The organism is Streptomyces sp. NPDC055815, from assembly GCF_053616475.1.
This window is the reverse complement of the sequence record NZ_JBSHDU010000009.1, coordinates 122,676-136,094: the sequence shown is the minus strand read 5'-3', so window position 1 is coordinate 136,094 and position 13,419 is coordinate 122,676. Positions and strand designations below refer to the sequence as shown.

Genomic DNA, 13,419 nt, shown 5'->3' with positions numbered 1-13,419 from the left:
GCCCGTGAGGTGAGTACGCGTCAGCCGACGGGTGCCGTCGTACGGGCGCCGTCCTCGGTCGCGGCCGGGTGGATGGTCTCGGCCGGCGGGTCGGCCGTGCGCCGCACCCACAGCCAGTACACGGCCCCGGTGACGACCAGGCCCACGATCCAGGAGATGTCGGCGCCGTCGAGCCTCTTGGTGATCGCGCCGGTGTACAGCTTGGTGGCCAGGAACGGGATCTGGACGGCGACGCCCACGACGTAACAGGTCAGCGCGGTGACGTTCCAGCGCCCGTAGCGGCCCTCCGGGTCGTACAGCGCGGGGATGTCGACCCGTTCCCGGGAGACCAGGTAGTAGTCGACCAGGTTGATCGCGCTCCACGGGGTGAACACCATCAGGATCAGGAGCACGAAGTTCTTGAAGTTGTTCAGGAAGTCGGCGCTGGCGGCGAGCGCGATGCCGATCGACACGGCGGTGAAGCCGACGATGTAGGCGGCACGGGCGGTCGCCGAGATCCGCGAGCGGCCGTCGAAGGCCGTGACGGTCGTCAGGATCGACATGAAACCGCCGTACGCGTTGAGGCAGTTGACGGTCAGCTTGCCGACCACGATCACCAGGTAGATGAGGAAGGCGAGCGCTGCCGGACCGGCGAGGTCGCCGAGGAAGCCCACCTGGTCGGTGAGGAAGGCCTTGCCCGCGACGGCCGCGGTGAGCGCGCCCAGGGTCATGGCCCACTGCGAGCCGATGACGGAACCGGCGAACGTCGACCAGAACGTCGCACGGGTGCTGGTGTCGCGCGGCAGGTAGCGCGAGTAGTCGGCGACGTACGGGCCGAAGGTCAGCTGCCATCCCGCGCCGAGCCCCACGGCGAGCAGGAAGGTCGCCGTCTCGAAGCCCTTGATCCCGATGTGCGCGCCCACGTCGTACTGGGTGAACACCCGCACGAGGAGATAGCCGAGGCCCAGCACGCCGACGACGGTCGCGACGCGGCCGGCGGCGTGGATCAGCCGGTAGCCGGTGACGGCGACGACGGCCGTCAGGACGCCGAAGACGAGGATGCCGACCTGCGCGTTGTCGATGTGCAGCAGCTCGGCGAGCGCCTGCCCCGCCAGCACGCTGCCGGTCGCGGCGAATCCGAGGTACATGAGGATCACCAGCAGCAGCGGCAGGACCGCGCCGTGGACGCCGAACTGGGCGCGGCTGGAGATCATCTGCGGGACGCCGAGCCGCGGGCCCTGCGCGGAGTGCAGCGCCATCACGATGCCGCCGAGCACGTTGCCGATGAGCAGCGCGGGTATCGCCCACAGGGCGTCGGCGCCGAAGACGACGGACAGCGCGCCGTCGACGATCGCGGTGATCTGCATGTTGGCGCCGAACCACAGCGTGAACTGGCTGCGCGGCGTGCCGTGCCGCTCGGCGTCGGGAATGACCTCGATGGTGCGCTTCTCCATCGCGAGTCGTTCCCCGGAGGCGTGTTGGACCGGCATGGTGGAGACCTCTCCCCGCAGCGATTCCTGTGTTTCCGGACGGACCGCGGCCGATGACCGCACCGCGGTGCGCCGAATCTCGCATAGGGGGAAACAGGGAGCAAGACTCTGAATGAAGAATTTCAGAGAGTGGGACGGGAGACGAACGCGCGGGCCCACGTCAGGCCACGCCCCTGATGCGGTGGACGAGGAGGCCGCCGGCCAGGATGACCAGGGCCGCCGTGGCGTACAGGCCGGTGTAGCCGCCGAGGTGGGCGATGACCGGTGAGGCGAGCGCCGGGGCCAGGACCTGCGGTCCCGAATTCGCGATGTTGATGACGCCGAGATCCTTCGCGCGGTCGGCGGCCTCGGGCAGGACCTGGGTGACGAGCGCCTGGTCGACGGCGAGGTAGATGCCGTAGCCCGCGCCGAGCACGGCCGCGGCGGCGAGGGCGGACGGCCAGGTGTGCACCAGGGCGAGCAGCAGCGCGGCGGCCGCCATGACCAGCGAGCAGACGACGACGAAACCCCGGCGGCGTCCGACGCGGTCGGACAGCACCCCCGCGGGGATCGCCGTGAGCGCCGCGCAGAGGGTGTAGATCACCGTCAGGATCAGCACGCCGGTGCCGGGGTCGCCGTAGTGGACGGCGTCGGCGAGGAAGTAGAACAGGTAGAGCGTGCCCAGGGCGTTCCCGAGGTTGATCAGGAACCGGGTGAGCCACGCCCAGCCGAAGTCGGGGTGCTTCCGGGGGCTCACCCAGAACGAGCGGGCCAGGGTGCGGACGTCGACGGCGGGGCGCAGCGCCCGCGGCAGCGGCGGCTCGGCGTGGCGCAGGACGAACGGCAGGGCCAGTACGACGGTGAGCACGGCCAGCGTGACGTAACCGGAGCGGATGCCGGTCACGAGGAGGGCGGTGATCAGCGCGCCCAGGACCAGGCCGACCGACTGCATGAGGCCCGTCCAGCCGGAGACCACCGCGCGCTGGGTCAGCGGCACACGGTCGGCGATCGGAGTCGTGACCCCGGCCAGCATCGCGTTGAGGCCCGCCTGTGCGAGGCACCAGCCGACGGCGACCCCCGCCACCGTGTGCTGGGAGGCGGTGACCGCGAGGCCCGCCGCCCCGGCGAGGGCGCCGCCGAGGATCCAGGGCCGGCGCCGGCCGAACCGGCTCGTGGTCCGGTCCGACCACGCGCCGGCGATCGGGTTGGCCAGGACGGCGACGAGCGCGCCGAGGCCGGTGACCAGCGACAGGGCGGTGTTCTTGTCGTGCGGGTCGATCTGCTCCAGCTGGAGCGGCAGCAGGATCTGGATGGGCGTCATGAAGGCCATGAAGACGGCCAGCGTGGAGAGCGAGAGGCTCGCCGTCCAGCCGGCCGTGACCGGGACGGTGGGCTCGGCGAGGACGGCGGCGACGGCGTCCTCGGCGGCCTCTTCGGGAGCGAGGGCCATGGTGACTGCGCCGCTCAGGGCCGGGGGGAGGCGCTGGCGTCGGAGTGGGGGGCGCTGACCTCGCGCTGGGAGGCGCTGACGTCGTGGCGAGAGGCGCTGACGTCGCGGCGAGAGGCGCTGACATCGCGGTCGGAGGTGCTGACCTCGCGGCGAGAGGCGCTGACGTCGCGGTGGGCGGCGATCAGCTCGCGGTACCAGTCGAAGCTCGCCCGGGGCGTGCGGAGTCCCGTGGCGAAGTCGACCTCGACGAGGCCGAAACGCTGGTGGTAGCCCTCGGCCCACTCGAAGTTGTCGAGCAGCGACCAGGTGAAGTAGCCGCGCACGTCCACCCCTCGGTCCACGGCGTCCGCCACCGCCGCGATGTGCCCGGCGAGGTAGTCGATGCGTTCCTGGTCGTGCCGCCCGGCCGGCTGCGAGCAGCCGCTCTCGGTGATCCACACCGGCGGGAGGGCGTCGCCGTAGCGGTCCTTGAGGCCGGTGAGCAGCTCCGTGAGCCCGTCGGGGACCACCGGCCAGCCGAACGCGGTGCGCCGGTACGTCTCCTGAGGCTCGGTCAGGTCGAACGGCAGCCCCGCGGCGGGATCGGCGGGGGCTGTCACCCAGCTCGGGTTGTAGTAGTTGATGCCCAGACCGTCCAGCGGTGCGGCGATGGTCGCGAGATCCCCCTCGCGCACCACCCCTCCCCAGCTCGGGTCGGTCATGCCGTACGCCGAGAGGTCGGGGTAACAGCCCAGGAGGATCGGGTCGTTGAAGAGCCGGTTGTGCAGGATGTCGTACGCCGTGGCCGCCGCCGCGTCCCCGTCGGTGCGGGCGTCCGGGCGCAGCCGTACGGGCGTGCAGTTGTTGGCGATCAGCACCTGCCCGTCCGGGACGGCGGCCCGCAGCGCCGTGGTCGCCAGGCCGTGGCCGAGCAGCTGGTGGTGCGCGACGGGCAGCGCGTCGAGCAGCAGGGCGCGGCCCGGGGCGTGGACGCCGAAGCCGTAGCCGAAGGACATGTGCACGAACGGCTCGTTCAGGGTGATCCACCGCTTGACCCGGTCGCCGAGCCGGTCCGCCACCACCGCCGCGTACTCCGCGAACCGGTGCGCGGTCGCGCGGTTCAGCCAGCCGCCCTCGTCCTCCAGGGCCTGCGGCAGGTCCCAGTGGAAGAGGGTGGGCGTCGGCTCGATCCCGGCGTCCAGCAGGGCGTCGACCAGCCGGTCGTAGAAGTCGAGGCCGCGCGGCTCGACCGTGCCCGCACCGGCCGGCAGGACGCGCGGCCAGGAGATCGAGAACCGGTACGCGTCGAGTCCGAGCCGCCGCATCAGCGCGACGTCCTCGTCGGACCGGTGGTAGTGGTCGCAGGCGATGTCGCCGGTGTGCCCGTCGCGTACGGCTCCGGGGCGCCGTACGAAGGTGTCCCAGATCGAGGGCCCCTTGCCGTCCTCCTCGGCCGCGCCCTCGATCTGGTACGCGGCGGTCGAGGCGCCCCAGACGAAATCGCCCGGGAGGCCGGGGAGGCCGGGGAGTCGGGTGGGACCGGTGGGACTGGAGGTCACGGGTACCTGCCTTCTGCTGGCTCGCCGTCCGATGCGGGCGCGCCGTCTGGTGCCGGCTCGCCGTCCGAGGTGGGCCGCACCGTAACATGAACACTCGTTCACGTTCTATGGATCGGACCGGCCGGAATCACCCCTCCTCCGCGGTCAGCCGGCCGCGCAGGTCCTCCCAGTAGCGGTCCAGCATCCGCTTGAGCTCGTCCACGGTCTCCGGGTCCGGCTCGCCGTCGCCCTTGAACACCTCGTGCAGCACGGCGTTCGCCGCCCACACCACCATCCGCGTCGCCCGCCGCACCAGCTCGCCGCCCGGAGCGCCGGTCAGGTGCTCCACGATGCGCCGCAGGCCCTCCGCGATGAGCGCGTTGCTCGCCTCGTCGGCCCGCGCGAGCTCGGGGCTGAGGTGCCGTCCGGCCCACAGCGCCATGCCGCCCGGCTGGGACCGGAACAGCTCGCCGTAGACGTCGACCATCGTGCCGACCAGGTCGGTCAGTTCGCCCTCGACGGCCCGCTCGACGAGCTCGTCGATGGCGGACGCGAACGCCTCCAGATACCGCCGGCCGAGCGCGTCCACCACGGCGCCCTTGTCCGGATAGAACTGGTAGATGCTGCCGACCGGCACGCCCGCCTCCTCGGCGATCCGCCGCATGGTCAGCGCCTCGTACCCCTCCTGGGACAGGAGCCGGTCGGCCGCGCCGAGGATCGCCTCGACCCTGGCCCGGCTGCGTGCCTGCTGCGGCTGCCTCCGCAGTCGCGGCCGCGAGTCCGGCCCCGGCTTCTTCGTCTCGCTCACCACACGCTCCCGGTCGTCGGACGTCCGAACGTAGCAGCACGGAGTTTCTATCGCCGATCCGCGTTGTTTCTAGACTGGCCTCGTGGAGGACATCGACGCGATCGCGGTGCTGCAGGATCCTGTACGGCGCCGCCTGTACGAGTACGTGGTGGCGCAGGGCCGGGAGGTCGGTCGCAACGAGGCCGCCGAGGCCGTCGGGGTGGCGCGGACGCTCGCCGCGCACCATCTGGACAAGCTGACCGGGGCCGGGCTCCTGGAGAGCGGCAGCCGTCGGCTGTCGGGGCGTTCGGGGCCGGGGGCGGGCCGTCCCGCCAAGGTGTACACCCGGGCGCCGGGCGAGCGGTCGGTGTCGCTGCCCGCCCGCGACTACCGCACCGCCGCCGAACTGCTCGCCGAGGCCGCCGAGCAGGCCGGGCTCGACGCCGGGCTCTGCGCGGCCGCCCGCCGCCGGGGTGAGGCGCTGCGCGCTGCGGCGGGGCCCTGCGGCGGCCTCGGCGAGGCCATGGAGACGCTGGCGGCCCGGGGCTACGAGCCGTTCCTCGAAGGTGATGCCGTGCGCATGCGCAACTGCCCGTTCCATGCCGTCGCCGAGAGCTTCCCGCCGCTCGTCTGCGGCATGAACCTGGCCCTCCTCGAAGGGCTGCTCGGTACGGAGGGGGCCGTACGCGCGCGCATGGACGCCCGGCCGGGGGAGTGCTGCGTGGTGGTCGAAGCTTCTAAAAACAATGCTGATTGACATAGAAAACGGGGTCGTGCTGGGATGAGGCCATGACCGCATCCGCGCGCCCCGCCCACCTCGCCCAGCTCAACGTCGCCACGCTCCGGTACCCCCTCGACGACCCGCGCGTGGCGCCGTTCGTCGAGCTGCTCGACCCGGTCAACGCAGCCGCCGACGGGACGCCCGGCTTCGTGTGGCGGCTCGTGGAGGACGGGGAGGGCGACGCCACCGGGCTGCGGCCGCTCGGCGACGACGTCATCGTCAACCTGTCGGTGTGGGAGAGCCAGGAGGCCCTGTGGGACTTCGCCTACCGCAGCGGACACCTGGAGGTCATGCGCAGGCGCCGTGACTGGTTCCACCGGCACGTCGAGGCGCACCTGGTGCTCTGGTGGGTGCCCGCCGGGCACATCCCGACCGTGGGCGAGGCGGTGGAGCGACTGGCGGACCTGCGGGCGCACGGCCCGTCCCCGCGCGCCTTCACCTTCGCCTCCTCCTACAGCGCCGGCGAGGCCGCCGAGGCCGTCGGCCACGCGCCGGACGGGGACTCGGCGGCGGTCTGAGGCGGACCGTCCGCGACGGTGGTCAGCCGAAGTCGGGGATCGGGTGCGCCGGGGCCAGTGCGGCGGCGATCCGCTGGGTGATCACGTGCGCGGTGTGGCCGGCCGCGGCGTCGGGGTCGTTCGTGGTCGAGACCGCGATGGACAGCCGCTCCGACGGCAGATACGCCTGGGACGCCGAGTAACCGAAGAACAGCGGGTGCTGGGACACCCAGTCGCCGAGCACGAGCAGGCCGAGCCCGTAGTGGGTGGCCTCGGTCTGCGCGATGCAGACCGTCGCCGGGCACTTCTTGGTGGCGTGGCCGAGGCCGACGGTTCCCGGGTTCAGCAGCTCCCGGTAGGAGGCCGGGGAGAGCAGCCGGCCCGAGCCGATGCCGGCGGCCGAGCTCGCCAGGTCGCAGATGTCGGTGGTCTCCACCGCGCCGGGTGCGGTCGTCCACGAGGGGTTCCAGAAGGTGGACTCCTCGTAGGTCCCGCGGTCCGAGGTGAAGGCGTGCAGGACGGGTTCCGGGATGTCGGGGGTGAAGGCGTTGCGGGTCTCGCGCAGTCGGAGCGGGTGCAGGATCTGCCGCTGCAGCAGGACGTCGAGCCGGGTGCCGGTGATCTTCTCCAGGGCGGCGCCGAGCAGGACGAAGTTGGCGTGCGAGTAACTCCAGTTGGTGCCCGGCTCGTACCACCGTTCCTGGCTCGTCGAGAGCCGCACGAGCTCGTCGGCCGTCCACTGGCGGAAGGGGTCCGCGACGACGGCCCGCTGGAACGCGGGGAGCCTCACGTAGTCGACGAGGCCCGTGGTGGACGCGGCCAGCATGCGCAGGGTGATCCGGTCGCCGTCCTTGAGGCCCGGCAGCCAGCGGGCGACGGGGTCGTCGAGCCGGACCTTGCCCTGGTCGACGAGGCGCAGCAGCGCCGTACCCATGTAGGCGATCGCGATGTTGCCGTTCCGGAAGTGCATGGCGGGCGTCGCCGGCACCCCCGTCATCGACTCGCCGAGCGCGGTGGTGACGATCTCGCGGCCGTCGACGGTGACCCGCAGGATCACGGACTTGAGGCCCATGTCCGCCTTGGCCCGCTCGGCGATCCGCAGGACGTCGCGGGCCGGGCCGTGATCGGGCAGCCGGGAAGCGACGCAGGGACGGCGGTGACCGGGGTCGCCCGCCGGTCCCGCGGCCGCGGTGGCGGAGGCGCCGAGGGTGAGGAGCGCGGTGAGGGCGGCGGCCGCGGCGCGGCGCGACCGGGGCATGGCACGGGGTGGTCTCATGGCCGGAGTATTGGCCGGTGGCACCCGTACGACGGCGGAGGCGCCGTCGAACCGCGCGAACATCACCCGTCAGGCCCGCGCGCCGAGTCCGGGGTCAGCCGGCGGTGGCGTTCGCGGCGTCCTCGATCAGGTCGACGACGGCCTCGGCATGGGAGGCCAGGGAGGCGTGGCTCGCGTCGAGTTCGACGGTCCTGCGCGGGTTCATGCGCGCTGCCATCCGGCGCTCGTTGTCGGGGTGGATCATGCGGTCCTCGGTGGACACCTGGTACCAGACGGGCTTGTTGCGCCAGGCCGGTGCGGTGACGTTGTCGCCGAAGGTGGAGCCGAGCGGCGCCTTCTGGGTGACGGCCATGACGAGGGCCTCGTCGGGCGCGAGGTCCTGGGCGAAGCTCTCGCGGAACTTGTCCTGCTTGATCCAGAGGTAGCCGTCGGAGTCGGGTGCGATGTTCTCGAAGGCGGCGGGCGGCATCTCCTGGCTGATCCCGCCCGGGCTCTCGCCGGCGTCCGGCGCGAACGCCGCGATGTAGACGAGGGCGGTGACGTTGGGCAGGTCGCCCGCCTCGGTGATGACGGCGCCGCCGTACGAGTGGCCGACGAGGACGACGGGACCGTCGACCTGCTTGACCATCTTGCGGGTGCGCTCGGCGTCGTCGGCGAGCGAGGTGAGCGGGTTCTCGACGGCGTGGATCCTGTCGTAACCGCGCTTGTTCAGCTCGACGATGACGTTCGCCCAGTGGGCGGCGCCGCCCCAGAACCCGTGGACCAGGACGATGGTGGGCTTGTCGCTCATGGCGCTTCTTCCTCGGCTTCAGCAGGTGGTTTCCGCGGCCTCGTCGATGAGGCCGGCGACGGTGTCGGGGTGGGACATCATGGCGACGTGCGAGGAGTCGATCTCCACGGTGCGGGAGCCCGCCCGTTGCGCCTCGAAGCGCTCCAGGTCCGGGGCGATCGCCTTGTCCTGCCGGGCCACGAGGAACCAGGACGGGATCGTCTTCCAGGCCGCCGCCCGGGCCTTCTCGGCGAAGCCCGCGGCCGTGATCGGGCGCTGCTCGACCGCCATGAGCCGTGTCTGCCGCTCGGGCAGGTCGGCGGCGAAGACGCTGTGGAACCTGTCGTTCCTGATGTACAGGTCGACGCCGCTGCCCGTGGCGTCGGTGTACGGGACGGGGCGCACGGCCGTCCCGAGCTCGCTGCCCGCGAACTTGGCGGAGAGCTCGGCGGGGGACTCGCCCTTGTCGGGCATGAACGCCGCGACGTAGACGAGCGCCTTGACGTTCGGGTTGCCGGCCGCGGCGCCGCTGATGACGGCGCCGCCGTACGAGTGGCCGACCAGGACGACGGGGCCCTCGATGCTCTTCAGGACGCTGGCCGTGTACGTGGAGTCGTTGCCCAGGCCGCGCAGCGGGTTGGCGGGTGCGACGACCTCGTAGCCCTGGTGCCGGAGGCGCTCGGCGACCGCGTTCCAGCCGGAGGCGTCGGCGAACGCGCCGTGCACGAGGACCACCGTCGGCTTGGCGTCGTGGGCGGCGGCGGTCGCGGGGCTGGCCGCGGCGGCGATGAGGAGGGCGAGTGCGCCGGCGGTGCGCCCGGAGGCGAGCGGGGACATGCAGGCTCCCTGAGGGGGTGGGGGTATCACTGGGAGTGAGTCTGCTGTGCCGCGTCGGGCGGGGCGCGGTACGCGGTCCAAGGGGGTGACGGCACCGCACCGCCGCCCGGCCGCAGCACGCGTGAAGCCCCCGGCCGGAGCGAGGGGCTTCACGTGGTGGCCGGAACGACCGGCACCGGTGGGTCAGTACAGGACGTCCCCCATGGCGGACCCTTCGCCCGTGACGTACGCGCGGATCGACGCCAGGTACTCGGCGCGGCCGACGCGTCCGTCCCCGTCGGCGTCCAGGGCGTCGAAGGCCGAGCCGGCGTTGTCGGCCCGGTTGCCGAGCGCCTCGCGCAGCAGGGTGAACTGCGACCTGTCCAGCTTGCCGTCCTGGTCGGCGTCGGCGAGGTCGAACAGGGCGCCCAGCGCGTACTGGCAGATGTTGTCGAACTTGTCCGCGTCCACCCAGGCGATGTACTCCTCGTAGGTCATCACGCCGTCGCCGTTGGCGTCCATCGCGGCCCAGGCGCGTTCGCCCGTGGCGCGTGCGGCGATGACCAGGGGGTCGTCGTCGGCGCGTCCGGTCGCCGCCTGGGCCCGGTCGATGCGGACGAAGTAGTCGTGCTTCGAGGCGACTCCGTCTCCGTCGGTGTCGAGCATCGCGTAGATGCGGGCCTTCGGGGTCACGGGGGCCTGTGGGGCGGCCTGGGGGAGCGACATGCCGGATCTTCCTTCACACACGGGGACGTACCGCCGCCCATGATCGACGGCAGTGCCCCTCGCGCGCGGACGACCCGCCCCGTGGCCACCCGGACGAGTGGCCGCTCAGACCGCCCCCACCAGCTCGTGCGTCAGCTTCATCAGCCGGTCGCGCGCCTCCGTGTCGTACGCCTGCTCGTGGGCCCGTGCCTCGGTGAACCGGTCGAAGTAGCGGCCCGTGACGCCGGCCAGTTCCGGGTCGAGGAGCAGCCGTACGGTCGGGCGGACGCCCTCCTCCGTGGTGGTGAGCGGGGTGAAGCCGTAGGCGCGGACGGCGGGCGTGTCCATCAGGTGGGCCGGGTGCAGGGCGTTCACCGTGACGCCGCTGCCCTCCAGCTCGGCGCCCAGCTCGAAGGTCGCCATGATCATGGCCAGCTTGCTCCGGCAGTAGGCGAGCAGCCCCTCGTACTCCCGCTCCGTCATCACGTCGTCGAAGTCGATGGTCTGCTGACCGATCGAAGCGACGTTGACGACGCGCGCCGGAGCCGAGGCCGTGAGCAGCGGCAGCAGGGCGCAGGTGAGCGCGTACGGCGCCAAGTGGTTGACCGCGAAGCGGAGTTCATGGCCCTGGGCGCTCAGCTCCCGGACGAGCGGCCGCGCGCCGCCGCCCGCCACCGCGTTGTGGATCAGGCCGTCGAGGTACGGCTCGTCCGCCCGGATCCGGGCGGCCATCGCGTGCACCTGGTCGAGGTCGGAGAGGTCGGCGAGATACGTACGGACCGTGGTGCCGGGGCCCGCGGCCCGCGCTTCGGCGGCCACGGCCTCCAGGCGCTCGGCGTTCCGCCCGTGCAGGAGCAGGGTGCCGCCGCGCGGCGCCAGGTCGAGGGCGAGCGCGTGCCCCATGCCCTGGGTGACGCCGGTGATCAAGGTGGTGGGGTGGGTCATGGCGACCACGGTGGCAGCACCCGGCGGCTCCGGGCAGTGTGTGTCACACCTGGTGTCGACACCACCAGGCTAGGGAGCCCGAGGGGCCGGCCGTGCGGATCGGCCGGCCCCTCGTCGTCCTCAGCGCAGGTCGAACCGGTCGAGGTTCATCACCTTGTCCCACGCGAACACGAAGTCCCGCGCGAACTTCTCGCCCGCGTCGGCCGACGCGTACACCTCGGCGAGGGCCCGCAGCTGGGAGTGCGAGCCGAAGACGAGGTCGACGGGGGTGGCGGTCCACCGCACCTCGCCCGTGGCGCGGTCGCGGCCCTCGAAGACGTTCGCGTCGGACGTCGACGCCTTCCACTCCGTGCCCATGTCGAGGAGCCCGGTGAAGAAGTCGTTGGTGAGCGACTCCGGCCGGTCCGTGAAGGCCCTGTGCTTCGTCCGCCCGAACCCGGTGCCCAGCACCCGCATGCCGCCGACGAGCGCCGTCATCTCGGGCGCGGTCAGCGTCAGCAGGTTGGCGCGGTCGAGGAGGAGGGTCTCCGGCGACAGCTTCTCGCCCGCCCGGAGGTAGTTGCGGAAGCCGTCCGCCCGGGGTTCGAGCACCGCGAAGGACTGCACGTCGGTCTGCTCCTGCGAGGCGTCCGTGCGCCCCGGCGCGAACGGGACCGTGAGGTCGATCCCGGCGTTCTTCGCGGCCCGCTCGACGGCCGCGCACCCGCCGAGGACGATCAGGTCGGCGAGCGAGATCCTCGTCCCGCCGCCGGAGCCGTTGAAGTCCTCGCGGATCCCTTCGAGGGTCTCGATCGTCCGCGCCACCTCGGGCAGGTCGTTGACCTCCCAGTCCTTCTGCGGGGCGAGCCGGATCCGCGCCCCGTTGGCGCCGCCGCGCTTGTCGGTGCCGCGGAAGCTCGCGGCCGACGCCCAGGCGGTGGTGACGAGCTGGGAGACGGAGAGGCCCGAGTCGAGGATCCGGGCCTTGAGGGCCGTGATGTCCGACTCGCCGACGAGCGCGTGGTCGACCGCGGGCACGGGGTCCTGCCAGAGCTGCGGCTCGGGGATCCACGGGCCGAGGTAGCGCGAGAGGGGGCCCATGTCGCGGTGCAGCAGCTTGTACCAGGCCCTGGCGAACGCGTCCGCGAGCTGGTCCGGGTTCTCGTGGAAGCGCTTCGCGATCGGCGCGTAGACCGGGTCCATCCGCAGCGACAGGTCCGTCGTGAGCATCATCGGGGCGTGCCGCTTGGACGGGTCGTGCGCGTCGGGCACGGTGTCCTTCGCGGACGCGTCCTTGGGCGTCCACTGCTGGGCGCCCGCCGGGCTGGTCGTCAGCTCCCACTCGTACCGGAACAGATTGTCCAGATAGCCGTTGTCCCACTTGGTCGGCTCGGTGGTCCACGCCCCTTCGAGCCCGCTGGTGAGCGTGTCGGCGCCCTTGCCGCTGCCGTACGCGTTCCGCCAGCCGAGGGCCTGCTGCTCCATGGGGGCGGCCTCGGGCTCCGGGCCGATGTACTCCGGATCGACCGCGCCGTGGCACTTGCCGAAGGTGTGGCCGCCGACGATGAGCGCGACGGTCTCCTCGTCGTTCATCGCCATGCGTCCGAACGTCTCGCGGATGTCCCGGGCGGCGGCCACCGGATCCGGATTGCCGTTCGGGCCCTCCGGGTTGACGTAGATCAGGCCCATCTGCACGGCGCCGAAGGGGCCGGTGAGCTGCCGGTCGCCGCTGTAGCGCTCGTCACCGAGCCAGGTGTCCTCGGGGCCCCAGTAGATCTCCTCGGGCTCCCAGATGTCCGGACGCCCGAAGCCGAAGCCGAAGGTCTTGAACCCCATGGACTCCATGGCGCAGTTGCCGGCGAAGACCAGCAGATCGGCCCAGGAGATCTTCTGCCCGTACTTCTGCTTGACCGGCCAGAGCAGCCGGCGCGCCTTGTCGAGGCTCGCGTTGTCGGGCCAGCTGTTGAGCGGGGCGAAGCGCTGGGCGCCGCGGCCGCCGCCGCCCCGGCCGTCCGCGATGCGGTACGTGCCCGCCGCGTGCCAGCTCATCCGGATGAACAGGGGCCCGTAGTGGCCGTAGTCGGCGGGCCACCAGTCCTGGGAGTCCGTCATCACGGCGAAGACGTCCCGCTTCAGCGCGTCGACGTCGAGGCCGGCGAACTCCTTCGCGTAGTCGAACTCCTCGCCCATCGGATCGGAGAGGGGCGAATGCTGGTGCAGGACCTGGAGGTCCAGCTGGTTCGGCCACCAGTCCGTGTTGGTCTTGGGCCGGGTCTCGGTGGGGGTGGGGGAGGCGATCGCCGGGTTCTCGCTGTCACTGCCGGGCACGTGGGTCCTTCTTCCGTTCTTTCCTGACGGTTTCGGCGTCCGTCATGCTCGCGCACGGCGGACCGCGCGGGGGCGATAACACGCAGAGCCCCGCGAACCTGCGGAAATGATCAGAAGGAAG

The 13,419-nt window shown here is 72.1% G+C and carries 12 protein-coding genes; 2 read left to right on the top strand and 10 right to left on the bottom strand.

Going from position 1 to position 13,419, the window contains the following annotated elements; all coding sequences use genetic code 11:
* Nucleotides 1-20: 20 nt before the first annotated feature.
* The 4 genes from ACWGN5_RS09390 to ACWGN5_RS09375 all read right to left on the bottom strand — a co-directional run bounded on the left by ACWGN5_RS09390 (nucleotide 21) and on the right by ACWGN5_RS09375 (nucleotide 5,223).
* Nucleotides 21-1,469, bottom strand: coding sequence for a purine-cytosine permease family protein (locus tag ACWGN5_RS09390; protein WP_453512832.1), 1,449 nt, complete (start codon nucleotides 1,467-1,469; stop codon nucleotides 21-23).
* A 160-nt stretch (nucleotides 1,470-1,629) separates the two neighbouring features.
* Complete coding sequence (locus tag ACWGN5_RS09385) at nucleotides 1,630-2,898, bottom strand: MFS transporter (RefSeq protein WP_453512829.1); 1,269 nt, start codon at nucleotides 2,896-2,898, stop codon at nucleotides 1,630-1,632.
* 14 nt (nucleotides 2,899-2,912) lie between these two features.
* On the bottom strand, nucleotides 2,913-4,436 hold the full coding sequence (locus tag ACWGN5_RS09380) for a GH1 family beta-glucosidase (protein WP_453512826.1): 1,524 nt from the start codon (nucleotides 4,434-4,436) through the stop codon (nucleotides 2,913-2,915).
* A gap of 127 nt (nucleotides 4,437-4,563) precedes the next feature.
* On the bottom strand, nucleotides 4,564-5,223 hold the full coding sequence (locus ACWGN5_RS09375; protein ID WP_453512824.1) for a TetR/AcrR family transcriptional regulator: 660 nt from the start codon (nucleotides 5,221-5,223) through the stop codon (nucleotides 4,564-4,566).
* Between the two features lie 82 nt (nucleotides 5,224-5,305).
* On the opposite strand from ACWGN5_RS09375, the gene ACWGN5_RS09370 reads away from it, so the two are divergent.
* Together ACWGN5_RS09370 and ACWGN5_RS09365 are read left to right on the top strand one after the other, a co-directional pair.
* Nucleotides 5,306-5,959 carry a helix-turn-helix transcriptional regulator gene (locus tag ACWGN5_RS09370; protein WP_453512821.1) on the top strand — a complete coding sequence of 218 codons (654 nt, stop codon included), beginning with the start codon at nucleotides 5,306-5,308 and terminating at the stop codon, nucleotides 5,957-5,959.
* A 32-nt stretch (nucleotides 5,960-5,991) separates the two neighbouring features.
* Nucleotides 5,992-6,501 carry a DUF3291 domain-containing protein gene (locus ACWGN5_RS09365; RefSeq protein WP_453512819.1) on the top strand — a complete coding sequence of 170 codons (510 nt, stop codon included), beginning with the start codon at nucleotides 5,992-5,994 and terminating at the stop codon, nucleotides 6,499-6,501.
* A 22-nt stretch (nucleotides 6,502-6,523) separates the two neighbouring features.
* On the opposite strand, the gene ACWGN5_RS09360 is transcribed toward ACWGN5_RS09365, so the two are convergent.
* The 6 genes from ACWGN5_RS09360 to katG all read right to left on the bottom strand — a co-directional run bounded on the left by ACWGN5_RS09360 (nucleotide 6,524) and on the right by katG (nucleotide 13,298).
* Nucleotides 6,524-7,756 carry a serine hydrolase domain-containing protein gene (locus ACWGN5_RS09360; protein ID WP_453512817.1) on the bottom strand — a complete coding sequence of 411 codons (1,233 nt, stop codon included), beginning with the start codon at nucleotides 7,754-7,756 and terminating at the stop codon, nucleotides 6,524-6,526.
* 94 nt (nucleotides 7,757-7,850) lie between these two features.
* On the bottom strand, nucleotides 7,851-8,546 hold the full coding sequence (locus tag ACWGN5_RS09355; RefSeq protein WP_453512814.1) for an alpha/beta hydrolase: 696 nt from the start codon (nucleotides 8,544-8,546) through the stop codon (nucleotides 7,851-7,853).
* A gap of 18 nt (nucleotides 8,547-8,564) precedes the next feature.
* The gene (locus tag ACWGN5_RS09350) at nucleotides 8,565-9,362 is read right to left on the bottom strand and encodes an alpha/beta fold hydrolase (protein ID WP_453512812.1); all 798 of its coding nucleotides are present in this window, start codon (nucleotides 9,360-9,362) and stop codon (nucleotides 8,565-8,567) included.
* Between the two features lie 183 nt (nucleotides 9,363-9,545).
* Nucleotides 9,546-10,067 carry an EF-hand domain-containing protein gene (locus tag ACWGN5_RS09345; protein WP_453512810.1) on the bottom strand — a complete coding sequence of 174 codons (522 nt, stop codon included), beginning with the start codon at nucleotides 10,065-10,067 and terminating at the stop codon, nucleotides 9,546-9,548.
* 105 nt (nucleotides 10,068-10,172) lie between these two features.
* A complete protein-coding gene (locus ACWGN5_RS09340; RefSeq protein ID WP_453512808.1) occupies nucleotides 10,173-10,991 on the bottom strand; it encodes an SDR family NAD(P)-dependent oxidoreductase in 819 nt (272 codons plus the stop codon).
* 120 nt (nucleotides 10,992-11,111) lie between these two features.
* Entirely contained in the window at nucleotides 11,112-13,298 is a 2,187-nt protein-coding gene (gene katG, locus ACWGN5_RS09335) for a catalase/peroxidase HPI (protein WP_453512806.1), read from the bottom strand.
* Between the last annotated feature and the right edge of the window lie 121 nt (nucleotides 13,299-13,419).

Bases quoted from the DNA above. Each gene is read 5' to 3' on its own strand.
- ACWGN5_RS09340 (WP_453512808.1), bottom strand. From the start codon at position 10,991: ATGACCCACCCCACCACCTTGATCACCGGCGTCACCCAGGGCATGGGG.
- ACWGN5_RS09350 (WP_453512812.1), bottom strand. From the start codon at position 9,362: ATGTCCCCGCTCGCCTCCGGGCGCACCGCCGGCGCACTCGCCCTCCTC.
- ACWGN5_RS09385 (WP_453512829.1), bottom strand. From the start codon at position 2,898: ATGGCCCTCGCTCCCGAAGAGGCCGCCGAGGACGCCGTCGCCGCCGTC.
- ACWGN5_RS09365 (WP_453512819.1), top strand. From the start codon at position 5,992: ATGACCGCATCCGCGCGCCCCGCCCACCTCGCCCAGCTCAACGTCGCC.
- ACWGN5_RS09345 (WP_453512810.1), bottom strand. From the start codon at position 10,067: ATGTCGCTCCCCCAGGCCGCCCCACAGGCCCCCGTGACCCCGAAGGCC.
- ACWGN5_RS09360 (WP_453512817.1), bottom strand. From the start codon at position 7,756: ATGAGACCACCCCGTGCCATGCCCCGGTCGCGCCGCGCCGCGGCCGCC.
- ACWGN5_RS09355 (WP_453512814.1), bottom strand. From the start codon at position 8,546: ATGAGCGACAAGCCCACCATCGTCCTGGTCCACGGGTTCTGGGGCGGC.
- ACWGN5_RS09390 (WP_453512832.1), bottom strand. From the start codon at position 1,469: ATGCCGGTCCAACACGCCTCCGGGGAACGACTCGCGATGGAGAAGCGC.